General features: G+C 38.9%; 22 protein-coding genes. 5 read left to right on the top strand and 17 right to left on the bottom strand.

Going from position 1 to position 25717, the window contains the following annotated elements; translation table 11 throughout:
- Window positions 1-316: 316 nt before the first annotated feature.
- From MKX82_RS02375 to pdxR, 3 genes are all read right to left on the bottom strand, one after another.
- Window positions 317-511, bottom strand: a complete 195-nt coding sequence (locus MKX82_RS02375) for a Loki-CTERM sorting domain-containing protein (protein WP_233316270.1) — start codon at window positions 509-511, stop codon at window positions 317-319.
- A gap of 173 nt (window positions 512-684) precedes the next feature.
- The gene (locus tag MKX82_RS02370; protein WP_341074810.1) at window positions 685-1725 is read right to left on the bottom strand and encodes a SepM family pheromone-processing serine protease; all 1041 of its coding nucleotides are present in this window, start codon (window positions 1723-1725) and stop codon (window positions 685-687) included.
- An 87-nt stretch (window positions 1726-1812) separates the two neighbouring features.
- On the bottom strand, window positions 1813-3201 hold the full coding sequence (gene pdxR / locus MKX82_RS02365) for a MocR-like pyridoxine biosynthesis transcription factor PdxR (RefSeq protein ID WP_233316268.1): 1389 nt from the start codon (window positions 3199-3201) through the stop codon (window positions 1813-1815).
- Window positions 3202-3314: 113 nt separating this feature from the next.
- Here pdxR and MKX82_RS02360 point away from each other — a divergent pair, with 113 nt between their 5' ends.
- Window positions 3315-4007 (top strand): aspartate/glutamate racemase family protein, encoded by a 693-nt coding sequence (locus MKX82_RS02360; RefSeq protein WP_233316267.1) that lies wholly within the window; start codon window positions 3315-3317, stop codon window positions 4005-4007.
- Between the two features lie 74 nt (window positions 4008-4081).
- Here the strand turns inward: MKX82_RS02360 and MKX82_RS02355 are convergent, their stop codons facing one another.
- Window positions 4082-4924, bottom strand: a complete 843-nt coding sequence (locus tag MKX82_RS02355; protein WP_237940658.1) for an STAS domain-containing protein — start codon at window positions 4922-4924, stop codon at window positions 4082-4084.
- 155 nt (window positions 4925-5079) lie between these two features.
- A complete protein-coding gene (locus MKX82_RS02350; RefSeq protein WP_341074806.1) occupies window positions 5080-5931 on the bottom strand; it encodes a VOC family protein in 852 nt (283 codons plus the stop codon).
- A 154-nt stretch (window positions 5932-6085) separates the two neighbouring features.
- Between MKX82_RS02350 and MKX82_RS02345 the strand changes: the two genes are divergently transcribed.
- On the top strand, window positions 6086-6397 hold the full coding sequence (locus MKX82_RS02345; protein ID WP_233316264.1) for a winged helix-turn-helix transcriptional regulator: 312 nt from the start codon (window positions 6086-6088) through the stop codon (window positions 6395-6397).
- A 104-nt stretch (window positions 6398-6501) separates the two neighbouring features.
- Here the strand turns inward: MKX82_RS02345 and MKX82_RS02340 are convergent, their stop codons facing one another.
- The 6 genes from MKX82_RS02340 to MKX82_RS02315 form a co-directional block, all read right to left on the bottom strand.
- Window positions 6502-6735 carry an excisionase family DNA-binding protein gene (locus tag MKX82_RS02340; protein ID WP_233316263.1) on the bottom strand — a complete coding sequence of 78 codons (234 nt, stop codon included), beginning with the start codon at window positions 6733-6735 and terminating at the stop codon, window positions 6502-6504.
- 394 nt (window positions 6736-7129) lie between these two features.
- On the bottom strand, window positions 7130-9175 hold the full coding sequence (locus tag MKX82_RS02335) for a bifunctional diguanylate cyclase/phosphodiesterase (RefSeq protein WP_233316262.1): 2046 nt from the start codon (window positions 9173-9175) through the stop codon (window positions 7130-7132).
- A gap of 180 nt (window positions 9176-9355) precedes the next feature.
- Window positions 9356-9958 carry an SAM-dependent methyltransferase gene (locus MKX82_RS02330; RefSeq protein WP_233316261.1) on the bottom strand — a complete coding sequence of 201 codons (603 nt, stop codon included), beginning with the start codon at window positions 9956-9958 and terminating at the stop codon, window positions 9356-9358.
- 118 nt (window positions 9959-10076) lie between these two features.
- Window positions 10077-11747, bottom strand: a complete 1671-nt coding sequence (locus MKX82_RS02325; protein WP_237940655.1) for a glycoside hydrolase family 13 protein — start codon at window positions 11745-11747, stop codon at window positions 10077-10079.
- 205 nt (window positions 11748-11952) lie between these two features.
- Window positions 11953-13551: a response regulator gene (locus MKX82_RS02320; protein WP_341074797.1), complete on the bottom strand. Its 1599-nt coding sequence runs from the start codon at window positions 13549-13551 to the stop codon at window positions 11953-11955.
- Window positions 13548-15365, bottom strand: coding sequence for a cache domain-containing sensor histidine kinase (locus MKX82_RS02315; RefSeq protein WP_237940653.1), 1818 nt, complete (start codon window positions 15363-15365; stop codon window positions 13548-13550). The genes MKX82_RS02320 and MKX82_RS02315 overlap by 4 nt, the downstream gene beginning before the upstream one ends.
- Window positions 15366-15610: 245 nt before the next feature.
- Here MKX82_RS02315 and MKX82_RS02310 point away from each other — a divergent pair, with 245 nt between their 5' ends.
- The 3 genes from MKX82_RS02310 to MKX82_RS02300 all read left to right on the top strand — a co-directional run bounded on the left by MKX82_RS02310 (window position 15611) and on the right by MKX82_RS02300 (window position 18787).
- Entirely contained in the window at window positions 15611-16579 is a 969-nt protein-coding gene (locus MKX82_RS02310; protein ID WP_237940650.1) for a carbohydrate ABC transporter permease, read from the top strand.
- Window positions 16579-17406, top strand: a complete 828-nt coding sequence (locus MKX82_RS02305; RefSeq protein WP_233316256.1) for a carbohydrate ABC transporter permease — start codon at window positions 16579-16581, stop codon at window positions 17404-17406. The genes MKX82_RS02310 and MKX82_RS02305 overlap by 1 nt, the downstream gene beginning before the upstream one ends.
- A gap of 88 nt (window positions 17407-17494) precedes the next feature.
- A complete protein-coding gene (locus MKX82_RS02300; RefSeq protein ID WP_233316255.1) occupies window positions 17495-18787 on the top strand; it encodes an ABC transporter substrate-binding protein in 1293 nt (430 codons plus the stop codon).
- Window positions 18788-19145: 358 nt separating this feature from the next.
- On the opposite strand, the gene MKX82_RS02295 is transcribed toward MKX82_RS02300, so the two are convergent.
- The 6 genes from MKX82_RS02295 to pstB (MKX82_RS02270) form a co-directional block, all read right to left on the bottom strand.
- Window positions 19146-19964, bottom strand: coding sequence for a MetQ/NlpA family ABC transporter substrate-binding protein (locus MKX82_RS02295; RefSeq protein WP_233316254.1), 819 nt, complete (start codon window positions 19962-19964; stop codon window positions 19146-19148).
- Window positions 19965-20121: 157 nt separating this feature from the next.
- Window positions 20122-21318, bottom strand: a complete 1197-nt coding sequence (locus MKX82_RS02290) for a 3D domain-containing protein (protein ID WP_341074790.1) — start codon at window positions 21316-21318, stop codon at window positions 20122-20124.
- A gap of 172 nt (window positions 21319-21490) precedes the next feature.
- Window positions 21491-23290 carry a methyl-accepting chemotaxis protein gene (locus MKX82_RS02285; protein WP_341074789.1) on the bottom strand — a complete coding sequence of 600 codons (1800 nt, stop codon included), beginning with the start codon at window positions 23288-23290 and terminating at the stop codon, window positions 21491-21493.
- 139 nt (window positions 23291-23429) lie between these two features.
- Window positions 23430-24089 carry a phosphate signaling complex protein PhoU gene (gene phoU / locus MKX82_RS02280; RefSeq protein ID WP_233316251.1) on the bottom strand — a complete coding sequence of 220 codons (660 nt, stop codon included), beginning with the start codon at window positions 24087-24089 and terminating at the stop codon, window positions 23430-23432.
- Between the two features lie 15 nt (window positions 24090-24104).
- On the bottom strand, window positions 24105-24878 hold the full coding sequence (gene pstB, locus MKX82_RS02275) for a phosphate ABC transporter ATP-binding protein PstB (RefSeq protein WP_233316250.1): 774 nt from the start codon (window positions 24876-24878) through the stop codon (window positions 24105-24107).
- Between the two features lie 11 nt (window positions 24879-24889).
- Entirely contained in the window at window positions 24890-25717 is an 828-nt protein-coding gene (pstB, locus tag MKX82_RS02270; RefSeq protein ID WP_233316249.1) for a phosphate ABC transporter ATP-binding protein PstB, read from the bottom strand.

Below are 25717 nucleotides of genomic sequence, written 5' to 3'. Positions count from 1 at the left end.
AACGAATAATAAAATACATCTAAATTAAAAAAATGAAGCTTGTGACTAAATAGATTATGGCTTTAAAATCAGTTCGTTTCATTGCGCTCCAGCCACCCGCTTTCCGCGGGGAGGAAGATGAGCCTCCTCGTCTTCACCTGCGGGGTCTCATCCTATCCTCTATTTCCCGCAGGTGTCCCGAGTGTCCGCCGCTCCATTCCACTATGATTTTTTAATTATTGTATTTAAACTAAAAAAACAAAAACCGAACTATTTAATCAAAAAAACAATTAAATAGTTCGGTTTTCACACGGTTTTACACACTTATGTCCCAACCTTACTTATTTTTCCCTTTATCATTTTCATCAAATTTCTCTACTGGTGATTGGCCGTACCAGTCTTCTCTTTTTCGGCGGCGGCGCTTTCTGATTTGAATTACTGCAGCAACGACAATAATAATGAAGATTATTGCCAACGGAAAACCAAATACTCCATAAAACACACTAAATATTCCATCTAAAAAATCATTCATGATAAAACCTCCTTTGTATTCTCCAAAATCTCTTGAAGCAATACATTCCGTTCTATGTATCCATGTACATAACATTCCCTAATCTTGGCTTTTTAAACTAGCTTCCCTCAACTTATCCCTTTAAAAAAGCATATAAAAAAAGCGGGCATTGTTACACCCGCTTAACTCTTGAATTATTCTTTTTCTGGGAGCTTCTCCAGATAATCTATTGCATCCTGCAATGTGCTGACTGGCACGATTTCAATGTCGTCATAGCCTTCTTTTGCTACTTCTTCTTTAATTTCCTTTTCATTCGTATCATCTTTATAGTTATCCTCTGGATAGAAGAATATGTCTACATCAGCTTTATGTGCAGCGACAATTTTATGCTTGATGCCGCCAATCTGACCGACATTACCCTCTGCATCCATTGTTCCGGTACCAGCTACTTTATAGCCCTTTGTTAAATCATCATCTTCTAATTGATTGTAAATTTCTAATGAGAACATCAGACCTGCTGACGGACCGCCTATATTATCGCTGTTTATCTTTACATTAACAGAGGGATCAATAGACATATTATTTTCCGTACTTATCCCTATTCCCACTTGGCCTGTCTGTTTATTCAGCACAATCATTTCCACTGTTGCTTTTTTGTCTTTATTGTTATGTGTGTATTCAATTTCTACTTTATCTCCAGCTTTTTTGCCTTTTAAATAAGCAATTAAGTCGGTGGCTTGTGTGAATTCATTTCCATCTACTTTATGGATAATATCGCCAACATGGATAACAGATTTTGCTTTTGATGTTTCCAGCACCCCTGCAACAAACACACCATTATATTGATATTCTACCTTTTCCCCTGCAGCATGCAGACTGGCAATAATCGCATTTTGTTTAGAGGTGTCCATCATGTGGAGCAGAAGTGAGTTATATTCCTGATCCGAAAGATCGCCCTTCACTTCTTCTTCTTCTTTAATTTCTGTATGTGGAGCCAACAAGCCATACAGGAGTATGTAAGGGTTACTTGCCTTAATAGAATAGACAGTCGTCAAGTTCAAACTGCCAGCCTCTGTCTTATCTCCATCTTCGACAGTAACCTTCTCCGCGAGCGATTCAATGGAACCAGGCTGGTTCAAGTAATAAGGAGTAGGAATAAAGAATAATACTAGCAATATCCCCATGAGTATAAATAGGCTTATTTTTAATTTTTTGTTTGTCCCTTTTTGTTTCATCGCAAAATATAACTCCTTACTTTCTTTTCTAATGACTGCTATCCTTTTTATAACATAAAAAGGATAAAGGTTCATTAAAAAATGATGTTAAAACGAAAGCACCCTTTTCAAGATAAGGATTCCTTTTCGTATTTCTTCTGGTGCTACACCTCCGTATCCTAGCACAGCAAGATGCTCATGACTTCCTTTACGCATGCTGTATTGCTCGACTGGATAGATGCAAACACCCTCTTCCTTCATTCTGTTCATTTTGTCCTCAGTGAAATAAACGCCTGGAAATTCTACCACTAAATGCATCCCTGCTGCTTTCCCGATAATTTTGGCATCCTCAAAGCAGCTATTGATTGCATCAACCAGCACCTGTCTGCGCTCTTGATAAATTTTTTTCATTTTGCGAATATGCCTCTCAAAATGTCCCTCTTTCATAAAGCGGGCAAGCACATATTGTTCGATTGACGATGTATGCCTGTCATTAAACCACTTCAGCTGTTGAAACTCTCTCAATAATGGATGTGGCAAAACGACGTATCCTATTCGCAAAGCTGGGGATAATATTTTGCTGAACGTACCAACATACAGGACACGCTCCTGATCAATACCCTGCATCGATGGAACAGGGGCACCTTCATAGGTAAATTCACTGTCATAATCATCTTCCACGATATAACAGCCTGTTCTTCGAGCATACTCAATCAGCATCAACCGTCTTTGAATAGACAATATTCCTCCTAAAGGAAATTGATGGGAAGGAATGACAAACAGGAAATCCGGCGCAGCTTCAGGCAATTGCTCAGGAATAATTCCATTTTCATCAACTGGCACTGGATATACTTTTGCTTTTGCCACTGAGAAAATATTCCTCATTTCATCTGCTACCGGGTCCTCTGAGGCGATAAATCCATCAGAAGTCAGCATCATTTCAGTAATAAGGCGCAATGCCTGGGTCGCACCTGATGTAATGATAATTTGATCTGGATCACACTTTACTCCCCGAGCTTTTCGCAAATACTGAGCAAGTACATTCCGAAGCTCTGGCACTCCGCGAGGATCACTGTAACCGAATATATGCTGGGGAGAGTCGATGCATACTTCTTTTGTGAGCTGGCCCCACTTTTTCCGTGGAAAATAATCGGTCGCCGGATTCCCGCCGCGAAAATCAATATATGGTTTTTCATAAGGAAAGGCTTGGTCCTTAGGACCCTCATGCTCCATATGCTTGATGGTAGTCAGCGCTGTACCCTTTGATACAAAGGTGCCTGCCTTTGGCTTAACTTCTAAAAAACCCTCCGCTATTAATCGGTCATACGCCTCCATAGCGATGTTCCGTGATACGCCGATTGTTGCTGAAAGCTCTCTTGTTGACAATAGCTTTTGTCCTTCTTTTAAGGTATTGCCAAGAATGCTACTTCTGATTTGTTCGTAAATTTGCTGCGTTAAAGAGATAGGGCTTGACCTGTCTACTGTAATGAATATCATAAATTAGCCACCTCGAAATGCTCTGGCACTATAAAAGTTTATAAATTGTGGTCCTACTATATACCAGAATAGCATGTTATGCTGTGGAAAACTATACAACGAAGGAGAAAACAATGAAAACTATCGGACTGATCGGCGGGCTTAGTTGGGAATCAACAGCAGACTATTATCATATTATCAATACATTAGTTAAGGAAGAATTAGGGGGATTAAACTCAGCAAAATGCTTGCTTTATTCCTTTAATATGGAGGAAATAGCCATTCTGCAACGGGAAGGAAAATGGGACTTAGCAGCCCAGAAGCTTGCTGATGCTGCCAAAACATTAGAAGCAGGCGGTGCAGATGTAATTCTTATCTGTACGAACACAATGCATAAAGTGGCAAATGAGGTGAAAGAAGCCGTTTCAGTTCCTCTCATTCATATCGCTGAATCAACAGCAAGAAGCATTACTGCCAAAGGGCTTAAAAAAGTCGGTTTACTTGGAACAAAATTCACAATGGAGCAAGGTTTCTACAGCAATATCCTTGAGGTCTTCGGAATTGAAACAATCATCCCGGAAGCTTGTGACAGAGAGGATGTTCACTCCATCATTTTTGACGAGCTATGCCAAGGACAATTTTTGCCTGAGTCAAAAGAGAGGTATTTGGATATCATTCGTAAGCTTATCGCAGAAGGTGCAGAAGGAATCATCTTAGGCTGTACAGAAATACCTCTATTAATTAAAGACGAAGATATAAACATTCCTTTATTTAATACAACCTATCTTCATTCTAAAGAGGCTGTTGACTTTTCATTTGGCAAATAATAAAAAACCACACCGTATTTATTAGAAGGCAATACGGTGTGGTTTTTACCATATAAAGAAAAAAATAATTGCTATTACTCGTTAAAGAATTCTTTGTCCTCGGCGATTGCTTTGCTTAATGTGGAAGCAATCGAAATATCATTAAAGGATAATCCTAGCTGAATGGCAGTTGTCGCAATTTCTGGTCTGATTCCAGACAGTGTGGAGTGAACTCCAATCAAGCTCAAGCCGTTAATCAGCTGGAAAATTTGATGAGCAACCATTGTGTCGATAATAATAACCCCAGACAAGTCTATAAACAGCTGTGTTACCCTCTTCTCAGCACACTGTTTAATTGTATTTTCCAAAATAGCAGCAGCCCGTGCTGTATCGATATCACCTACAAGCGGAAGCAAGGCACGGTTTTCACTGAGCAATATAACAGGTGAACTGAGTTCATTTATCATTTCCTGCTGTGCTCGAAGCTGTTTAATAGAGTTTTCATGGAATTGTTCCGTGAACTGCAGGATAACAATATCAAAAATCCGCACAATGCTGCGATTCCAAATAGTAATCCGTTCTTCTGGTATATCGTTTTTTTGCTTAAATTCCTCGACGAGCTGAAAGTATTGCTCTCTAGTCCGAATAAACTCCCTAATAATAAAATGGATAGGTGTCTCTAAATGCTCCTTATCAGAGGCAATGGCTACAACCCATTCACGGAACTCCTCCAGAAATTTTTCTTCTTCCTCAATAAATACTTTTGCTAAATAGTAATGAAAGTCGTTATTTTGCTTTTTTAATGTTTTAATGATTTCTGGATCTTCAGATGCATAAACTCCGTTAGGATCAGTCCTGTCCAAGTTTGCATACCAATCATCTGTCAATCTGTCAGCATTTTCAAGAAAATACTTATAAAGCTTTTCATTCTTTTGCAAAATATTCCCACCTATTCTAAAAAATTATGATTGGAAATTTTCAAAGGAAAAACCGTCCAATTTTAATATTTTCCTATTGTAGTAATCACTATTTAAAATTTTAATAATAAAGTGGGAATTAGGCAATTTTTTAATCACAAATTTTTAAATATTAATCATAGAACTAAGCGAATTGTGTTCCCAGAAGGGTCCTTTACATAGTAAGCATCGTTCGTCTTTGTAATTTCAGCATCCATGCCCTCAAGTCTTGCTGCAATCTCATCTCTTGCTTCTTTGCTCGGAACCTTCAAGTCGAAGTATTTTAAGCCCGGATTATTGTCCTGCGGTGCAGGTGCACCGACACCATTCCATGTATTTAAGCCAATATGATGATGGTACTTGCCTGTAGAAATGAAAAAGGCTTGTGTTCCATATTTTTGCACAATATTAAAGCCTAATCCCTTCACATAAAAATCCGCTGTCTCTGCCAATTCAGCCACATGTAAATGAATATGCCCCATTTTTGTGTCTCTTGGCAAACCAAGCCACTGTTTATTTCTACCAGCATCTAGCACACCTTGCGCATCCAGCTGCAGTGTATCCATTTTTACAAACTCATCTTCCCATGCCCATTGGTTTGCAGCACGGTCACGGTAAATTTCAATCCCATTCCCCTCTGGATCACCTAAATAAAGTGCTTCACTTACATTATGGTCAGAAGCTCCTTGCAATGGATAACCGCTCTCTAACAGATGCTGCAGCTGTGCGCCAAGATCCTCTCTTGTCGGCAGAAGCAAAGCAAAATGATACAGGCCAGTTGTGCGACGTCGCTTATCTTCTGCCTCTTTCAATTCTTCTAAATAAAGAAGCGCTGTCTTTCCATCTGCTGTTAAAGCTGCTTTACTGTCTGTTTGCTCTAGTACTTGAAACCCGATAATCTCCTTATAAAAGGTAATCATCTTCTGCAAATTTTTAACCTTTAACGTAACATTCTCTACATATAAATTAGGATACTCGTGAAAACTCAAGGGAACTCCTCCTGTCATTTTTGTTAACCTCACTTACTTTATGTAAGTAATTATATTTTAATAAACAATGATTGTAAAGTAAGTAATTTATAAATGATAATATTTTTACTTAAGGTAATAACTATTGTATAATAAAAAAAAGGAGTGAAATATCATGAATCCATCCGTCATTTGCCCAAGGTTTGAAAAAGCCATGGGACTGTTAAGTCAGCGTTGGACTGGTTTAATTATTTATCAGCTGCTGAATGGATCTCAGCGCTTCTGCACCATTGAATCATCTATTGGAATCAGCGGGCGGCTTCTTTCAGAAAGGCTTAAAGAATTAGAAAAACAAGGAATTGTCATCAGGGACGTTTACCCGGAAATTCCTGTGCGCATAGAATACTCTCTGACTGAAAAAGGCCGTTCCCTGCAGCCATTAATGAAAGAAATTGAAAAATGGTCTCAAGAATGGCTGGAAGCTTAAAACGAAGCAAGCAATGAGTATAGTATTCCCAATAGAGGATTAAGTACATGAAGAAAAGGCGAATGGTCTTATTATCCATTCGCCTTCTTTCTATTTATGAATACCTAGTCTTCATCCTTAATATCTTTATCTTCCGGTATCGGTTCGTTCGCTAGTTCCTGCATAAGCAGCTGATACTTTTCCAGCTGTTTAAAATGGGTTTTAAACTGATCTTTATAGATTAATACATTCCCGTCCTCATCATGCAGCACCCGAACTTTTCCTTGCAGCACTAGATTTTCCACATAAGACACAGACACAGATAAATATTCAGCCGTTTCTTCAATTGTTAAGTACATTGTTAACACTCCTCATCTGTTACTATAGCATGCCTGCTTCTCGCTAAACAAACAAATACTTATGCTTCATAAATAATATACATTCATTACTTTAATTTAATAATACATTAACGGTAGCTACATGCTTTCTGGGTATAGTAAAGGTGTAAGAAGCAATCATATCGGAGGGATGCAAAATGTTAAGCACAATCCTTAATGGTTTATTTCTAGCGGAATTAATCGGGATTTTCTCACTGATTTTTTATTGTTCCTTCTTTGCAAAGCCGAAAAACAGAAGAAATCTGTAAGGCGAATATGATTTAACTAACAAGTCCTCTTTTTCCTCAAAAAAAGAGCTTCTTTTTTTGTTTTGCAACAAATAAAGAAACTCCTCTTTAAAAATATACACTTCCTATTATATAGCCGTTTTCGTCGTGAAATTGTGACACCAATCCTCCAGTTCACTTTGCACCATTGGCTTCGCATAATAATACCCTTGCAGCACCTTGCACCCATCCACAGTGGACAAGTACGTTACTTGCTGCTCTGTTTCTACCCCTTCAATGACAATATTTAAATGCAGGGAATTACCTAAAGCAATGATTGCTTTCATAATTTCAGAGTCTTTTCGTGAGCCTGGAACTCCATCAACAAATGATTTGTCGATTTTCAATGTAGTGACTGGCAATCTCTTGAGATAAGATAAGGAGGAAACTCCTGTCCCAAAATCATCAAGGGCCACAGAAAAGCCGAAGTTACGGAATGCATGGACTGCTTGAATAGCACCCTCAATATTCTCAACCGCGCTCGTTTCCGTCATTTCAAGCTCCAGAAGCTCTGGATTAAACCCATACTTTGTAACACGGTCCTCTAAGTAGGACATCAGCCTTGGCGATGTTACATAGGGGCCAGGGATATTAACAGAAACAGGCTTTCTTGTTCCGTTTTTCTCCCATTCCGCAATCTGGCGGCATACTCTGTCTATGACCCAGTCTGTGACATCGAACATTTTATCAGCAGATTCTAAGATCGGAATAAAGACAGCTGGTGACAGGAATCCGTAAATCGGGTGATTCCAGCGCAATAAAGCTTCATGTCCTGTTATCTTATTTGAATGCATTTCCACCTTCGGCTGATACACGAGGTAAAACTGATCATTGCTCATCGCTTCTTCCACATCTGCGATTAGTGTTGTCTGGAAGGACTGAACATGAATGGCTGGATCATATGTGATTACTTCATGCTCATATTTAACAGAATGATGATTCAAAACAGCAAGGGCATTTTCATAAACTTGCGTTTCATCACGTTTTTTTTCAACAAGTGATATCGCAAAAACAGTCTTAATCATAATCATTCTGTCATTGATATTAAGAGCAGATGAAAGAATAGCACAAATTTGTTTTGCCATTTCTTCCATTTTTTTATTATCCTCTTTGCTTGTGCTGATAAACCCAAGCCTGTTACCCTCAATACGATAGACGGCAACTGTCTTCGGCTTCAGCTTAACAGTAATCTGTTCAATATAGCGGATGATTTCATCACCGAACTCAAAGCCGTATGTGTTATTCCATTTCTCCAAATCATGAATATGAAGAACAGCAAGTCCTTTAATATTTCCTGGAGTATGAATTATTTTCTCAAACTGTCTTCTGTTTGGCAGCCTTGTGAGGGAGTCAAAATAATTGAGGCGATAATCAACATACCGATCAAGCAATGCCGATAAACCAGAAATAAACAGCACAACAAACGTCCCGGCAGCAACGGATAGAATCAAGAAGCCAACATTCATTTCATGCATGCTGTTATTCAGCTGTACATCTGCATCAACATAGTATTTAACTGCATACATGCCTGTATAATGCATACTCGCAACAGCAAGGCCCATTATGATGGCTGTTATCAGCTTTAACACCAAGTTGTTCATAAATCTGTTCATCCGCGCAAAAATAAATAATGAGACAAATGAAACAATAATCGCGATTAGAACGGATAAAATAAAATAATTAAGCCGATACGTATATTGCACATCCTCCATAATCATCGCCATCATGCCAATATAATGCATGAGTGAAATCCCTAAACCCATAACAATTCCTGAGATGACAATCGATGTGACAGACTTACTCCCAGAACTTGTCATATAGAATGCCAGAAAAGATGCAAGCATTGCAGGCAATACAGATAGGACAGTCAAACCGAGGTGATAGTGCATCGAGGTTGGCAGCATCAAGGCACTCATTCCGATAAAATGCATGGACCAAATTCCGAATCCCATTGTAAAGGACGCAAGGGTCAGCCATACATAACGATGGAAAAAGCTGTTGTACCTTATACGCTCATTAATTGATATAGCAGTATAAGCTGAAATACACGCAATAATAATCGATAATGCTACTACAGGCATGGAATAATGGCCTTCTAAATAAACTACTTTACTGCTATCTGGCAATGTGAACATATTAATTCTCCCTCTTGATGGATTCAACAGATTAATAGTATTGTAGTTTATTTTGCCATTACAAACTTTAATCCTACGACTTTTATACTATTTATCTATGACTATATAGGATAATGGTTTGTTCTACAAGAGATGTAGCTACAGCATTTTCTTCCAATTTTGATAACTTTGTACTTCTCTTTACGTATGGCTATAAACAAGGAATTTCTCTCTCGAATCCTCATGCACTGCAGGCACGAAAAATTCAGCTTCCCTCACAAAGGACGGGTGCTCATCTAATAAATAAATATACTCATCTGATGGATAATATAAGATGATTCTGATAGCTCGGGCATGCTGCTCTGCAGACAGTAAAATATTATTGATGACTTTCCGAAAGATCTGCACAGAAAAAGGATTAAAGAAATAAAAGATAGTATCATTAGGATGGATTGCGTAATCCTCTGCTTTACATAAGAGAAACTGTATTTGCTCTCCCTGCTTTTTCTTGTTAGCAAAATAGCTTGATTTATTGGTTATAGCCTCTGTATGGAACTGCTCATTCATCTCGATACCAATGCCTGTGGTTTGGAATAAATGGTGAAGCAAAAATAGCAGTCTCCCTTTCCCCGATCCGAAGTCAACAATACGATCTGCTTCTTTTAGCTTGTACTCCTCAAAAAATGCTGTCAAATACCCATATGGTGTCGGTTCATAACGGTGGTAATGGAAGGAGCTGTTGAAGCCTGCCTGCTCTCCTTCTGTCTTGATACGCAGTATTTTGTCATAATCTTTTCCCTTCATTCTCCCCGCTCCTTTCTTAACTGTTTAATCCTACAACCAACTATACACATAAACATATTATATACAAACAAAAAAAGGCTTTAGCCCTCTTTGGCTAAGCCTTCCTTATGCAAGCAAGTTATGAAATAAAGTATACTCTTGTCTCAAATGGTTTAAGAGCTGTTTTCTTGCGGAGCTTTTTATCCTTAACCTCATAATTAGTTAAAGCCAGCTCAGAATATTGATACACAAGCTCTGATGGAACCTTGAAAATGGTCGGCTTATCACTGAAGTTATTAATAATGATAGCCTTTCTTTTACCTAAAGTTCTCGTGTATACAAATAATCTTGGATGATTCGCCAAATAAAGCTGGTAGCTTCCGTAAGTGAACAGAGGGCTTCCTTTTCTCAGTTTAATCAGCTCTTTATAAAACGAAAGGATGGAATCAGGGTCCTGCTCTTGATTAGCTACATTGATTTCCAGATAATTAGGATTTACTCCTATCCATGTATGGTTTGATGTTGTAAAGCCAGCCATATTTTCTGCATTCCATTGCATCGGCGTCCGGGCATTATCACGGCCCTGCTTCCAGACAACCTTCATAATATCCTCGTGAGGAACTCCCTTTTCCGATTCCACTTTATAGAAGTTAACCATGCCAACATCATCATAATCATCAATAGAAGGGAATTGAACATTTGTCATGCCAATTTCCTGACCTTGATAAATAAATGGTGTTCCCTTCATTAAGAAATACATAGATGCAAGCATTTTCGCGCTCTCTTTCCAATAGCGCTTATCATTTCCCCAGGAAGACACCCTGCGCGGCTGATCGTGATTTTCGATAAACAAAGCATTCCAGCCTCGGCCTTCTAAACCCTTTTGCCATTTGGACAGCACCTTTTTTAAGGCAATAATATCGACTTTGTCTTCATCATCTTTATTCCATAAACTTAAGAACTCAAACTGAAATATCATGTTGAAATAACCGTTTTCTTCGCCTACCCATTTGTCCGCATCATCAAGGCCGACACCATTTGCTTCTCCGACTGTCATAATGTCATAGTTTTTGATTGTTTTATCAGCAAATTCTGTTAAGAACTCATCAATTCCGTGTACATTCATCATGTAAGGAAAACTCGGAACATATTCCAAATGGTCAGGATTGTATAAATCCGGCAAGCCTGGTGCTTTTTTAATATGAGAAATAGCATCAACCCGGTAACCGTCTATCCCCTTATCAAGCCACCAGTTAACCATGTTATAGAGAGCTTCCCGCACCTCAGGGTTTTCCCAGTTTAAATCAGGCTGTCTCCCCGAGAATATATGCATGAAGTATTGCTCTGTTTCCTCATCATATTTCCAGGCAGAGCCGCTGAAAATCGATTCCCAGTTATTCGGCTCTTTCCCATCCTTGCCATCTCTCCATATATACCAATCTCGTTTTGGATTGTCCTTAGATGAACGAGATTCAATAAACCAAGGATGCTCATCACTCGTATGATTAATAACCAAATCAAGTATAAGCTTCATCCCTCTAGCGTGTACCTCGTGAAGAAGCTCATCAAAGTCTTCCATCGTACCGAAATCCTCCATAATATCCTGATAATCTGAGATATCATAACCATTGTCATCATTCGGTGATTTAAACATCGGGGATAGCCAAATAACATCAATGCCTAACTCTTTCAAGTAATCAAGCTTGGAGGTAACTCCCTTTAAATCTCCCACTCCATCGCCGTTGCTGTCCATGAAGCTTCGCGGATATACTTGATAGGCTACGCATTCTTTCCACCATTTTTTGTTCATCTATATGCACCTCATCTATTTTAAAAAGTCCAAACACGCTGCTGGTTTACAAAAAAGCCTTTTTAATAATTGATATGTTTCCTTTATATTTTAAAGCATATCCCCCAGATTGAAACTGCTTACATTGAGCAAATAGGGTGGAATATATTGAACTTCCCTTTACCCTTATATTAGTGATTAAAACAATATAGACGTTACTTTTAATTTACTTTAACGTATTGGTGATTTGTGCATCTCTATATTCATTTGGAGTGACACCAACTGTTTTCTTAAACAGCTTGCGGAAGTACTTGTCATCCTGATAGCCTATCATACTGGCAATCTCATATATCTTTAGCGAGCTGTTTACAAGCAGGGATTTAGCCTTTTCAATCCTGATTTTCGTTAAGTAATCCGTAATGGTTACTTGGAATTCCTTTTTAAATTTTCTTGAGATATATTCCCTGCTGATAAAAAAGCGTTCGGAAAGCTCCTGTAATTTGACATCTCTGTTGAAATTCGCGTGCAAATACTTTTCAATCTCGTAGATGATGCTGCTTTCTTTCGTTGCAGAAGCCCGCTTCACCTTTTTCAGAAACACAGCAATTTCTCTTTTTATATATGTTTTATATGCTTCTAGCTGAAAGCTTCCATCTGACTCAAAAAAGCTATCTGTTCTGTTTTCAGCACTTTCCCATGCCTCCGGGAAAGCTATTTGATAGTTCTTATACCACCGTTCTCCGACGACTCTATATTCCTTCTCAAAATGTAAAAGCTGCTTCCATGATAGAAATCCATTTTCGGTATATTCTGCTGCAACTTGCTCTAATAATTCTCGAAAAGCACCAATTTCTCCTGTCTGCATCGCCATTTTAATCGCTGAGTTGTGCTTCATTAAACTTTTCCATTCTAGCTTTGGCAGCAAAGACCCGCTGTACACCCTAACTGCACGCTTTTCTAAAACATTCATGGAATATAGCAGCTCTTTCCCCGCCTCATAAGAGTCCATTAATTTCGCAAGCTCCCCGACAGGACCGCCAACTGCAATCGGACAGGAAACTTCAAATGTATGCTGAATTTTTTTATAAATTTCTGTGAGTAAAGGGTCAACATCCTCCGATTTATTCCACAGGATAATCGCGATTTCACCTTTATTAGCCAGATAGCGAAACGCAATCCCGCTCCTTCTTTCACTAAGTGCCTCCGTGATAATATTCAAGATGGAAAAGTAAGCTAACTCCCTGTCTCTGTTAAACTGTTCAATTGTTTTTTCTGTGATGCACAAAACAGCAACCCTGTATTCACTTGCTAAATAGAATTGGAATTCGCGTAAAACCTCTTCATTGACAGATCTGCTTGTTAAAAAATGGGTCAGCTTTCTGTCCCGGTATGCTGGCTTCATCTTATTAATAAGCTGATCTGAATTCACCTTCCTTTTCCTGTCCACTTCTTCTTCGTTCCATCTTTCCACGGCATTCTTCAGGGTATTATTTAATATCTCTGGATCTACAGGTTTTAGTAAATAATCAAAGCTGTTGAAATGAATGGCTTTTCGCATGTAATCATAGTCATCATAGCCTGTAATGACGACAGTCTTGCTAGTCGGCTGATTTTGCTTAATCCATTCCAGCAATTTCGTTCCATCCATTTTCGGCATCTTCATATCAGAAAAAATCAACTCTGGCTTGTAGCGTTCAATAAGCTCGATTGCATCTTCCCCATTGCTTGCCTCATAGATCTCATTAATATTGTTCTCTTCCCAATTTGCAAGAAGCCGAATGCCTTCCCTGACATGCTTTTCATCATCCACAATCAAAACTTTCATTGTTCCTGCACCCCATTAATTATCTTTGGAATATATATTTCTACCATGAATCCTTGATCTTCCTTACCGCTGATAATCATCTCAGCTTGATTTCCATAATAAATCTGGATTCGTTCATAAATATTCTTAAGTCCGATTGATTCCCTTTGTCCAGGTTCTGCTATATTCCCCTTCTTATAGAGCTTCTGCCTGATTTCCTGAAGCTCCTCCATGCTAGCTCCTTTACCATTATCACTGACCGACAAAACAATATAATCGTTCAATAACGAAGCTTGAATAGTGATTGTTGCCAGCTTAACTTGATCTGCAAACCCATGTTTAAAGCAGTTTTCAACGATTGGCTGCAAAATCATTTTCGGGACAAGGATATTTCCAAGGCCTGGTGATACATGGATATTGAATTCAAACTGTTCATCAAAGCGCTGCTTTTGCAGCGATAAATATGCTTGTACATGCTTTATTTCCATCGAAAATGGAACAATATCCTCCTGCATATTCATGCTGTACCGCATTATATTCGATAAGGATGTCAACAAGGAGTATACATTTGCTGCCTTCGACTTTAATGCAAGTGTACCTATCGACTGTAGGCTGTTATACAAAAAGTGAGGATTTATCTGAGACCGCAATACCCTCAGCTGTGACGCCTTATTTTCGATTTCTAACTTATACTCTTTATCAATCAGCAAGTTAATTTTTCCGATCATTGATTTAAAGTGCTTCCCAAGCATCCCGATTTCGTCATTGCCTAAAGAATCGAAGTCTGCTTCCAGCTGACCGCTTTCAACTTTTTTCATATTGGCAATCAGCACTTTAATCGGCGCTGTCACCTTTACCGATACGAGTGATGTGACCAACAGCACGATTGCCAAAGCAATAACTCCTATTAAACTATTCATAACAACCGTTTCTCTTGCAGTCTGGTATAAAATTGCATACGGAATACGTTTTGCTATATACCAGTCATTCTCTTGAACTGAGAACTTCTGGAATACGATTACACCGGAAAACTCGTCATCTTCCCACTCATAGCTTTGTTCTGCACGCGTATCAAGCATCTTTTCATACCAAGCCTCTGTCATTCCATTGCCAATTTCCTCTTTGGTTGAAGAATAGATAATCTTTTTCTTGTCATCAACAATATATAAATCCTCTTCTCCTGCTGTGTACAGGCGCTCGGCGATGCTCTCAATCCTCGAAAGATTGATGTCAATCGACAAATAACCGAGGAAATCCTCTGCAGGTATATTGCGGATTATATTATGAAAGCTTAAGACATTATTTTTCTCTGAATTGGGAATTTCAGAGATATTATTATAGCTGTAAATTTCATGCGGTGCTTCAATAAGAGAATAGTCCGCCTTGTTTGTCTTAAATTGCGCATAGTACGGATGGTCAAAAACATTTTCATACTTTACCCTGCCGCTGATTTTACTATGATAATTTGTATAAGAATCTTTCCCATTATCAATGTACAGATGCATCTGTTCAATTTCTGTTCTTGTGTTAAACAAGTACGCCAGCAGTCGTCTTACCTCCTCCTCATTAACAGAACTGTCATCCTCAATCCCATTTACAAGCACATTCATGAAAGGAGTATACCGGTACAATACAGAAGACATCTGCGCAATATCCTCTAAATAAACAGAAAGCTCCTCTTCTCCCTTTTTAATAAAGTCATAGTTAGTTGTGACAGACCTTTCCTTAATAGAGTCAATCGTATAATAATAGGTGATGATAATCCCCGTTCCAAAAGGAAGAATGGTCGCTATCATCAGCAGCAGTATCAGTTTTTTCCGGATTCCCCATCTCATTAATCTGGTCAGCAGTTCAAAGGTGTTCTCTCCTGACCTGCCCTCCCTTCTATATGTACGAGCATAAGTGTGGAAGTATGAGCAACTTTTATCTGCTTTGTGCACACTCTTCCTATTTAATATATCTCTATTATCATCACCGCACCTAAAAAGGGCGGTTTAATATTTTCCACCCTTGTCGTCAATGTAAGCCGTTTCATAAAATCATTTTATAACTTACATTATACATACAGGAGGTGCGGAAAGTGAACAACCAAAATAAATTAGAGGAACATAATAATTCCACTATTGTTACACCTATTAACAGAAATACCAAAAAGCCTATTACAACAGCCAAGAAAAAGAGACTGAAAAATGCAGGGCTGTTCACACTATTTGTGGGTCCTGTGTTTCTCGCCTTTACCATTATTGTCTTAATCCCATTCTTTACCGGAATCTATTATTCTTTTACTGATTGGAACGGCATTACAGGACAAGTAAAATGGGTTGGACTGGATAATTTTAAATACTTGTTTACAGAGGATAAGCAATTTCAAGCGTCATTCCTGCTGACGACAAAGTATACAATTGTCGCCATTGTATTGACGAATTTAATTGGCTTCGGCTTAGCACTTTTAGTTACACAAATGCTGAAAACAAGAAATATTCTTCGGACAGTTTTCTTCATGCCGAATCTTCTTGGAGGCTTATTGCTAGGATTCATCTGGCAGTTCATCTTTGTAAGAGGCTTCGCTTCAATTGGAGAGTTAACTGGCATTCCGCTCTTTGAGCTGGCATGGCTCGGAGATGCAAATACCGCATTCTGGGGAATTGTTATTGTCAGCGTCTGGCAAGGTGCTGGATATATTATGATTATTTACATTGCTGCATTACAAAATGTTCCGCAAGAGCTTATTGAAGCAGCTAAGATTGACGGAGCAAATAAATGGCAAATATTGCGTCATATCACTTTACCTTTAGTTGCGCCAGCGGTAACAATCTGTCTGTTCTTAACAACTGCGTCTTCCTTCAAAATCTTTGACGCAAACCTGTCCCTGACAAATGGTGGCCCATTTAAGTCAACAGAAATGTTAGCGCTTAACATTTACACAGAAGCATTTGTTAACAACCGCTACGGAATTGGCGAAGCAAAAGCATTAATATTCTTCCTTGTTGTGGCAACAATCTCTGTCCTTCAAGTTACACTGTCTAAGAAGAAGGAGGTTGAATCCTAATGGGCAGCAAATATACTGGAAAAACCTTTATTCTGGAAATATTCGCGATACTGATTGGACTTGTGTTTCTCGTACCATTCTATTATGTAATCGCCAACTCCTTAAAGCCATTTGCTGAAATTTTGACGAATACATCAGCATTGCCTAAGGTGCTTCAGTTCCAAAACTATGTAAGTGCATTTGAAAAGCTTGATTACTTAAAGGTACTAAGCAACTCTTTAATTATCACCATCGCAAGCAATATTGTATTAGTTGTGTTCTGTTCAATGGCTGCGTATATGCTTGTAAGGACTAAAAAGAAAATTTCTAATATCATCTTTATGTCCTTTGTTGCTGCAATGATTATCCCGTTCCAATCCATCATGATTCCATTAATTAAGACAGCCGGCAACCTGAACTTGCTGAACAGCATCTGGGGGCTTGTCATCATGTACTTAGGATTTGGATCAGGTATGACTATCTTCTTATATCACGGATTCATTAAAGGAATACCAGTGGAATTAGAAGAAGCTGCAATTATCGATGGATGTTCACGTTTCGGTTTATTCTGGCGCATCGTCTTCCCGCTGTTAAAGCCAATCACTGTAACAATTGTTATCCTTAACAGCTTATGGATTTGGAATGATTATCTGCTTCCATCCCTTGTCTTGCAGAATCCAGAATTGCGGACAATTCCTTTGGCTACCTTCTTCTTCTTTGGCCAATATACAAAGCAATGGGATCTAGCACTAGCCGCATTAATGCTCGGCATCATTCCATTATTGATTTTCTTCTTTGCGATGCAAAAACATATTATCAAAGGTATCACAAGCGGTTCTATCAAATAAGCACAGCTACATTCGGGATCAGCCTCCATCCTTTTTAAAGGATGGAGATCCATATAAAATTTTTCCTAAAATTCAGGAGGGGAAACCAATGGGTTTTAAATTCAAAAAATATTCACTAGCAGCAGGTGTATTATCAGCAACACTTCTTCTTGCAACAGCATGTTCTAATGAAACTGCTTCTGATAGCTCAGGCAGCAAGGACGGAAAAGTAGTTGTTGATATATTCAACGGGAAAGTTGAAATTGCTGATCAATTAAAAGCATTAACAGATGCATATACAAAAGAACATCCTGACGTATCCTTTAATATCGAATCTGTCGGAGGCGGTGCAGACGGAGCAGCTGCTCTGAAAGCTAAATTTGCTTCTAATAAAGCTCCAGATATTTTTGGTAATGGCGGCTACCAGGAAGCAATTACTTGGAAGGATAAGCTCGAGGATTTATCTGATCAGCCATGGGTGAAGGATGCTTATGAAAGTGCCTTAGTTCCAATGACAATTGATGGGAAACTTTACGGTCAGCCAGTAAACTTAGAAGGTTACGGCTTCGCTTATAATAAAGAGCTATTCAAAAAAGCAGGCATCACAGACCTTCCTACTACTTTCACTGAGTTAGAAGCAGCAGCAGAGAAACTAAAATCTGCGGGCATTACTCCTTTCTCAATCGGCTATGGCGAGTGGTGGGTGCTTGCAAACCACGGCTTGAATGTACCTTTTGCTTATCAAGATGATGCAGATGCGTTCATTAAAGGCTTGAATGATGGCACGAGCAAGATTGAGGGCAATGAGTATTTTAACAAGTACTTTGATCTATTGGACTTGACACTGGATAATGGTAACAAAAATCCTTTAACAACTGACTATAATACACAGGTCACTTTATTCGCTACAGGTGAAGCAGCAATGATTCAACAAGGAAACTGGATTCAGCCGATGCTGGATAAATTGAGCCCTAATATGGAAGTCGGCTTTATTCCAATGCCGCTTAGCGATGATGAAGCACAATCAGACAAATTGATGGTAGACGTTCCAACTAACTGGGTTGTTCACAATGGCGCTCCAGATGCTGATAAAGAAGCGGCTCTAGATTTCTTAAACTGGACTGTTACTTCTGATACAGCTAAAACAATGTTAGTAAAAGACTTCAAATATGTACCTGCATTCAAAACAATTGAAGCAAGTGCTGATGATATCGGTCCATTAGGCGCAGAGATTCAAAAGTATTCTCAAGAAGGCAAAACATACACTTGGCAGTTCATGAAATATCCAGACGGTGCTGGCCAAGAATTTGGTTCTAGCCTGCAAGCTTATGTAGGCAAAGAAAGTACAAGAGAAGAAACAATGAAAGCACTTGATGAAACTTGGAATAAGCTGAAGAAATAACTTTAGCAGCAATAAAAAGCAGTGTTTCTTTTATGAGAAACACTGCTTTTTCGTATGTAGACTAAGTATGAATATTTAAAAGGGCAGTCAGCGGAAAATCCTCCCTAGTTTGCTCCATTAATTAAACGATAGTATTAAAGCAGTGTTCTCCCTCACAGAGACACACTGCTTTTTTAATTAACCTATAGTCTTCAAAGCTTCACAAACTTGTTATGAAAAGTTGATAGTTTTGTCATAGTTTCTTCATAATTAGAGGGTACAATAAGAATATGTTAAGACACTAACTCTTTTTCAAGTTCCCCCTTGAAATAGATATATTTGAAATCCAGCTAAGTAATTAGCTGGATCTTTTTTTGTATTAGAATGCTGGCAACGCTGAATCTTTATAGTCTTCCTCTAAGAATTTCTTCACTTCAGGTCCAGTCATTTTTTCTGCTAGAAGCTTGATTGCTTCAGAATCGGCATTATCCTCTCGTGCTACGAGCGTGATGGCAAATGCAGACTCTACTCCTTCTGTTAATAGAGCGTCTTTGTTCGGCTTTAAGCCTAGCGGTTCTGCATAAGCAGGCGTCATGATTGTAAGGTCTGTATCTTCATAGACTCGTGCAAGCATAAGTAAGTCTACCTTTTTGATTTCAAAGTTATGTTTGTTTTCAGCGATATCTGCTTCTGTTGCAGTCGTACTAGTTGCACCATCTTTTAACTTAATCAGCCCGTACTTGTCCATAAGCGCAAGAGATCTGCTGATATTTGTCGGGTCATTCGCAATTGCAACAGTAGCTCCATCCGGGAGGTCTTCCAATGATTTATACTTAGGAGAATATCCTCCATATACTGCATGGTAGATTGGCTGTACTGCTACTAAATCTGCATTTGAGTTTTGATTGTACTGCTCCATATAAGGAACATGCTGAAAGAAGTTAGCATCGACCTCTTTGTTTTGCAGGGCATTATTTGGTTGAACATTATCGTTAAGAACAACAATCTCCAAATTAATGCCTTCCTCTTTCATCAGCGGCTTTGCTATTTCCAATATGTCTGTCATCGGAGGAATTAAGGAAGCCACTTTTAGTGTCTGTTCCTTTTTCTCTTCCTTTGGCTCTTCTTTATCTGCATTGCTTGCGCATCCTGCAAGGCATAGGACACTAAACAAAATAAACATCATGATTTTTTTCATTTATATACCCCTCTGTCTTTCTCCATTATTTTCTGGCTCCATGACCAGAAGTAATTATAGCATGAATCAGTTATTTTTGAGAATAATTCTCAAATATTCCTAATTTTCATACAAAGACAAAAAAGGTGCAAAGCGCGAGCTTTGCACCTGAACTTTATTAGTCAAGGATTTTCACTTTTACTGTTTTTCGGCCCCAGGCCTTCGCTTTTTTGTTGTTAGGCATGAGAACATCAATTTTGTGACCTTTAATGGCACCGCCAGTGTCACCTGCAATTGCTTCTCCATAGCCTTCAACCCATACTTTAGTGCCTAGTGGAATAACAGACGGGTCAACCGCAATCAGCTTCATGTTCGCATTCTTTTTAATGTTATACCCTAGCGCAGTATAATCAGACTTCGTGCTCTCATGGCTGTACGCTGTTGCAGAGACATAGATTGTCTTTGAACTGCTGCTTTCTTCTTTTGAAGAAGAACTTGAATTGTTTTTACCTTTTGATTTTGATGCAGATGAAGAGGAAGATTTCGGCGCCTCCGTTGTTTCAGCAGAAACTGCTGTTTGCTGCTGTACAATCGCTTTTTTGCGAGCCTCAGCCTCTTGTTGCTGCTTCTTAATTGATTCTTCGGCTTTCTTCAAATCTGCTTCAATTGCTACCTTTTCTGACTCCGCAATCTCAATTTCTTTCGAGATGCTTTCGTATTCCTTATTAGCCTTCTCTACAGCTGCCTGTCTTTTTTCGAGATTCTCTTCTAGAGCTGCTTGATTTTCAGCTAAAGACTCATAACTCTCCTGCAGTTCTGCTTCTTTTGCATCAATGTCCTTTTTCTCTGCTTCAATCGTCTCAAGATCCTGCTGCTGCTGTTCCAGAAGGTCTTTATCTCCATTATAGAAAGCTGATACAGCTGCTGCACGATCTAAGAAATCAGATAAATCTTGAGCATTAAGTATAACTTCCATAATTATGTTTGTTTTATCTGTGTTTTGTAAGGTTACGAGTCTATCTTTCATAACATCCTTACGTTCTAATACTTTATCTTCTAAAACAACTATCTGTTCTTTCTTCTCTTCTATCTTTTGTTTCGTTTCTTCTATCTTGCTTTCGATGCTTGAAATCTCATTTTTACTTGCCTCTAATTGGCTTTCTGTAGATTTCAGCTCGTCTTGAACAGCTTGAAGCTCTTTTGATGCCTGCTGCTGTTCTTGCTCTTTTTCGTCGAGCAATTTATCTTTCTCTTCTAGTTTGCTTTTACCATTTGTAAGTGTTTCTTGACTCGTTTCTGCATGTGCCATCAATGTAGTTGAAAAGAATGAAGCACATATTAATGATAAAACCATCATCTTTTTTATCAGACTCATCTTAAAACCCCTTTCCATTAAGTTATAACATATGAAAGGGGGTGTTAAATTACAATTCTATTAAATTCGCAAGTCAATTCCTTTAAAAAACGCTTACATGCTAGAACATGCTGCTATAAATGGATTTAATTCCTATTAAAAATACTACTATTTACCAAGCTGCCTAGTTAGATTACATCTTAAAATTCTTAACAAGGGCAGATAGATTATTAGCTTCTGACAGCATCTTATTCGTCCTCGCAAAGATATGTTCAAGCTCAGAATCCTGCTCCTGAAGCGATCCAGACGAAGAAACTGCTCCTGCAGCAAAGGTTTGGGAGGCTTCTGCAGCTTCTTCCACGCCCGCTTTTATCTCCTTTGAGCCAGCCATTAAGTCTGCGAGTGTGTTGGATATTACAGCAATGTTACAAACCATGTCTTCTACCTCTGATTTGATCGTTTCAAGCCCTTCGCCAGTTTTCCTTATTTTCGCCGTTCCATCCTCTAATTCTTGGAAACCGTCCTTAAGAGAGCGAGAAACTGCTTCAGAAACATTTTGCACAGCTATTACAGTACTGTTTATTTCTACTAACGAATCTTCCACTTGATTGGCGAGTTTTCTGACCTCATTTGCGACTACCGCAAAACCCCTGCCTGCCTCACCAGCTCTAGCTGCCTCAATTGCCGCATTTAATGCTAATAGATTGGTTTGAGCCGCAATCCCTTTAATGGACTCAACAAGTGTATGAATATTTCTTGTCTTTTCTTCCATTCCCAGCACTTCTTCATATGTGTTTCTGATCATTTCATAAACAATATTCGTCTGTTTAATAGATTCCTTCATCGATTCATGGCCGCTCCGTGTCACAGAGAGTACTTTTGCTGAGCCTTCGTTCACCATTGCTCCATTATCTGCTGCCACTCCTAGCTGGGTATTAAAAGAATTATATGCAGCAATCAGCTGGCCTGTCCCTTCTCCCTGTTTTTCTGCACTGACTGACAGTGCTGCCATCGTTTCAGAAATTTGCTGACTGGAATGTTTCACATTGGATGAGCTGTGAGCAAGCTCCTCACTGTTCTTATGGACAGAGACAGCTGCAGTTCCAATGCCATTCACCATTTTCCTTAAGCTGTCAACCATACCGCTGATTGCCTTCTCCAGCTGGCCTATTTCATCCTTGCCATCATAAGTGGACACATCCTCCTCCAAGTCACCTTGTGCGACCCGTTTGGCCCTTCCTACAATCCTTGCCAAGTTGTTTTTAAGTGACCGGGATACAAAGAAGACAAACACGCCGCTGAAAATCGCAGACAAAGCTGCGGCGCCGATTATCAGCCAAACAAACAGCGTCATACTTTGCTCCATATTCTGCATCGTATTATTCCTGTCTGCTTCCACATCCTGGATTAAATCCTGAAGTGTTGCTGCATTTTCCTCGCGAAGCTGAGCTATTTCCATCCTCGCATCTGTATATATCTGTTCATCGAGCCTGACAACAGCAGGTGCGACAACACTGATGAACAGCTCATCAATTCGTTTATTATTTATCTCTATTTTCTTTGTCAGCTGCTGCTGTTCCTTATTGTCCAATGTCTCATTTAAGCTTTCTAGCGATACATTTAGTTCATTCCGAAGTTCCCGATAGCTTTTAATATCATCTTCTTTTAAGAAGGTGATATAGTCTGCAATCCGAATATCCTTTGCTCTGATAAGTGAGCCTATCTCCTCAATTGCTGCCGCCTTTTCGCCTTGATTCTTAATATCGACTGTTTTTGCCCAAACCATGTTGAGCAGGAAAATGACAATAACAGTTGTAGCAAAGAAAAGAATGGCATTAAAACCGAACAGTAAATAAAGCTTGGAACGGATTTGAATGTCTTTCCATTTAAAGATGTTTTTCACCTTTTCAAGACTTTTTTTCTTAAACCATGCCCGCTTGGCAGTATTACTTTTTTTCTTAGTTTTCAGCTTCCATTTCCATTTACCAGACATGACTTTCCTCCTGCAAATAATGATAAATAAGACAATATACCCACTTACCAATATGCAGGATTTAGCGCTCATTATCTACAAATTCACAGAAATTTTACACATTAATTACATAAAAAAAACCAGCAGAAAACTCTGCTGATTAATTATTCAAATCGTATCTTTTTCCTGTCACTAAATAGATGACATTCTCGGCAATATTTGTGACATGGTCACCGATTCTTTCAATATATCTGCAAACAAATGCTAGCTGTGTTACCTGCTTTGTTTCAGACGGGTTTTCACGGATATAGCCCATTAATTCTTGGATGAGTCTGCCGTACATAGCATCAATTTCGTCATCCTTTTCTGCGCTTGCTTTGGCAATAACCGTATCCTCTGTATAGAATGCTGTCAAGGATTCTCTCAGCATATTTAAAGCCTTCTCCATCATTTGCGGGATTTCTACTATGTCTTTAATATGCTGCTCCTTGCCAATATGAATCGTTGATTTGGCGATGTTAACAGCCATGTCGGCAATCCGCTCGACTTCAGACGAAATTTTGAGGGCAACAATAATCTTTCTTAAATCTGTTGCTACAGGTGATTCTTTTGCGATTAACAAGATTGCCTGATCATTGATTTTATTTTCCATCTCATCAATCTTGTTATCTCCTTCTATCACTTCTTCCGCCTTTTGCAAATCTTGGTTAATCAAGGATGCCATTGCTTTCTTTAAGGCATATTCCGATTCCTCTGCCATATCTAAAAGGCTTTGCTTCAATTCTTTAAGATTGCTGTCAAAATTCGTCCTAGTGTTCATTCATCGCACCCCAATTTATCCGAAACGTCCGGAAATATAGTCTTCAGTTCTTTGGTCAGCTGGTCTTGAGAAAATTTTAGATGTTTCATCAATCTCAACAAGCTCTCCCATTAAGAAAAACGCCGTCTTGTCAGATACACGTGCTGCCTGCTGCATATTATGAGTAACAACAACAATTGTATATTTTTCTTTCAGTTCAAGCATCAGCTCTTCTATCTTCAATGTTGAAATCGGGTCAAGTGCAGATGTCGGCTCATCCATCAACAGCACATCCGGCTTTGTCGCAAGAGCTCTTGCGATACAAAGGCGCTGCTGCTGTCCACCAGATAGCCCCATAGCAGGACTATGCAGACGGTCTTTTACCTCATCCCAAAGTGCAACGTCACGAAGTGATTTTTCCACAATCTCTTCTAATGCTTTTTTTCGTTTTTCACCGTGAATCTTCGGACCATAAGCCACATTTTCAAATATGGACTGCGGAAATGGATTTCCCTTTTGGAACACCATTCCGACATTTTTACGAAGATCGACGAGGTCGATTTTTTTATTGATGATATTTTTGTTCTTATAGTTGATTTCCCCAGACATCTTAACACTCGGTACCATGTTAATCATCAAGTTTAACGTTTTGATGAATGTTGATTTTCCGCAGCCGGAAGGACCGATAATAGCTGTAACCTCATTACGGTTTATTGGAAAATTGATATTTTTTAATGCATGGTGGTCACCATACCAAAGGTTTAAGTCATTTATTTCAAATACAGGTGCTTGCGCAACAACAGTTGACATGATAGTCCTCCTTATCCAAATCGGCCGGAAATATATTCTTCTGTCTTTTTAACAGATGGGTTAGTAAAGATCTTTTCTGTCGCGTCAAATTCAATTAAATCTCCGCTCAAGAAGAAAGCTGTCTTATCCGAAATCCTTGAAGCCTGCCCCATGTTATGCGTAACGATAAGAATGGAGTATTCCTTCTTCAATTCTACAATCAGCTCCTCGACCTTCGCATTTGAAATAGGGTCAAGAGCAGAAGAAGGCTCATCAAGAAGCATAAGCGATGGTTTCATAGCAATTGTACGGGCGATGCATAACCGTTGCTGCTGTCCGCCTGACAATGATAAAGCAGATTTATGAAGTCTGTCTTTTACTTCATCCCAAAGTGCTGCTTTCGTCAAACTTTCTTCAACAATAACATCCAGTTCACTTTTTTTCTTAACACCAGAGAATTTCAAGGCATGAGCGATATTTTCATAGATTGATTTCGGGAATGGATTCGGCTTTTGGAATACCATTCCGATCTCTTTTCTTAAGGCAACAACATCAATATTATCGCCAAGGATATTTAAGCCTTCGTACAGGATTTCTCCCTTTGCTTTAGCACCAGGGATAAGGTCGTTCATTCTGTTAATACTGCGAAGGAATGTCGACTTACCACAGCCAGAAGGTCCAATTAGTGCTGTGATTGAATTTTTTTCAATATCCATTGAAATTGTATTTACTGCACGTTTTTCTCCATAATATATGTCTAAATCCTTCACTTGAAGGATTAACTCTTTATTTGTAACTGACGTTTCAGAAATCTGTTCTCTGTTAAGGACGGCAGTTCTTGGCAATGTACTTGTATTCAT

It is taken from the genome of Niallia sp. FSL R7-0271 (assembly GCF_038005785.1).
Lineage (GTDB): Bacteria > Bacillota > Bacilli > Bacillales > Cytobacillaceae > Niallia.
Note: the sequence above shows the minus strand (reverse complement) of the source record. Positions and strands in the feature narration are given on the sequence as shown.

Bases quoted from the DNA above. Each gene is read 5' to 3' on its own strand.
- MKX82_RS02345 (WP_233316264.1), top strand. From the start codon at position 6,086: ATGAATCCATCCGTCATTTGCCCAAGGTTTGAAAAAGCCATGGGACTG.
- MKX82_RS02335 (WP_233316262.1), bottom strand. From the start codon at position 9,175: ATGTTCACATTGCCAGATAGCAGTAAAGTAGTTTATTTAGAAGGCCAT.
- MKX82_RS02370 (WP_341074810.1), bottom strand. From the start codon at position 1,725: ATGAAACAAAAAGGGACAAACAAAAAATTAAAAATAAGCCTATTTATA.
- MKX82_RS02340 (WP_233316263.1), bottom strand. From the start codon at position 6,735: ATGTACTTAACAATTGAAGAAACGGCTGAATATTTATCTGTGTCTGTG.
- MKX82_RS02320 (WP_341074797.1), bottom strand. From the start codon at position 13,551: ATGAAAGTTTTGATTGTGGATGATGAAAAGCATGTCAGGGAAGGCATT.
- MKX82_RS02300 (WP_233316255.1), top strand. From the start codon at position 17,495: ATGGGTTTTAAATTCAAAAAATATTCACTAGCAGCAGGTGTATTATCA.
- pstB (WP_233316249.1), bottom strand. From the start codon at position 25,717: ATGAATACAAGTACATTGCCAAGAACTGCCGTCCTTAACAGAGAACAG.
- MKX82_RS02375 (WP_233316270.1), bottom strand. From the start codon at position 511: ATGAATGATTTTTTAGATGGAATATTTAGTGTGTTTTATGGAGTATTT.
- MKX82_RS02325 (WP_237940655.1), bottom strand. From the start codon at position 11,747: ATGAACAAAAAATGGTGGAAAGAATGCGTAGCCTATCAAGTATATCCG.
- MKX82_RS02360 (WP_233316267.1), top strand. From the start codon at position 3,315: ATGAAAACTATCGGACTGATCGGCGGGCTTAGTTGGGAATCAACAGCA.
- MKX82_RS02285 (WP_341074789.1), bottom strand. From the start codon at position 23,290: ATGTCTGGTAAATGGAAATGGAAGCTGAAAACTAAGAAAAAAAGTAAT.
- phoU (WP_233316251.1), bottom strand. From the start codon at position 24,089: ATGAACACTAGGACGAATTTTGACAGCAATCTTAAAGAATTGAAGCAA.
- MKX82_RS02290 (WP_341074790.1), bottom strand. From the start codon at position 21,318: ATGAGTCTGATAAAAAAGATGATGGTTTTATCATTAATATGTGCTTCA.
- MKX82_RS02295 (WP_233316254.1), bottom strand. From the start codon at position 19,964: ATGAAAAAAATCATGATGTTTATTTTGTTTAGTGTCCTATGCCTTGCA.
- pdxR (WP_233316268.1), bottom strand. From the start codon at position 3,201: ATGATATTCATTACAGTAGACAGGTCAAGCCCTATCTCTTTAACGCAG.
- MKX82_RS02330 (WP_233316261.1), bottom strand. From the start codon at position 9,958: ATGAAGGGAAAAGATTATGACAAAATACTGCGTATCAAGACAGAAGGA.
- pstB (WP_233316250.1), bottom strand. From the start codon at position 24,878: ATGTCAACTGTTGTTGCGCAAGCACCTGTATTTGAAATAAATGACTTA.
- MKX82_RS02305 (WP_233316256.1), top strand. From the start codon at position 16,579: ATGGGCAGCAAATATACTGGAAAAACCTTTATTCTGGAAATATTCGCG.
- MKX82_RS02315 (WP_237940653.1), bottom strand. From the start codon at position 15,365: ATGAGATGGGGAATCCGGAAAAAACTGATACTGCTGCTGATGATAGCG.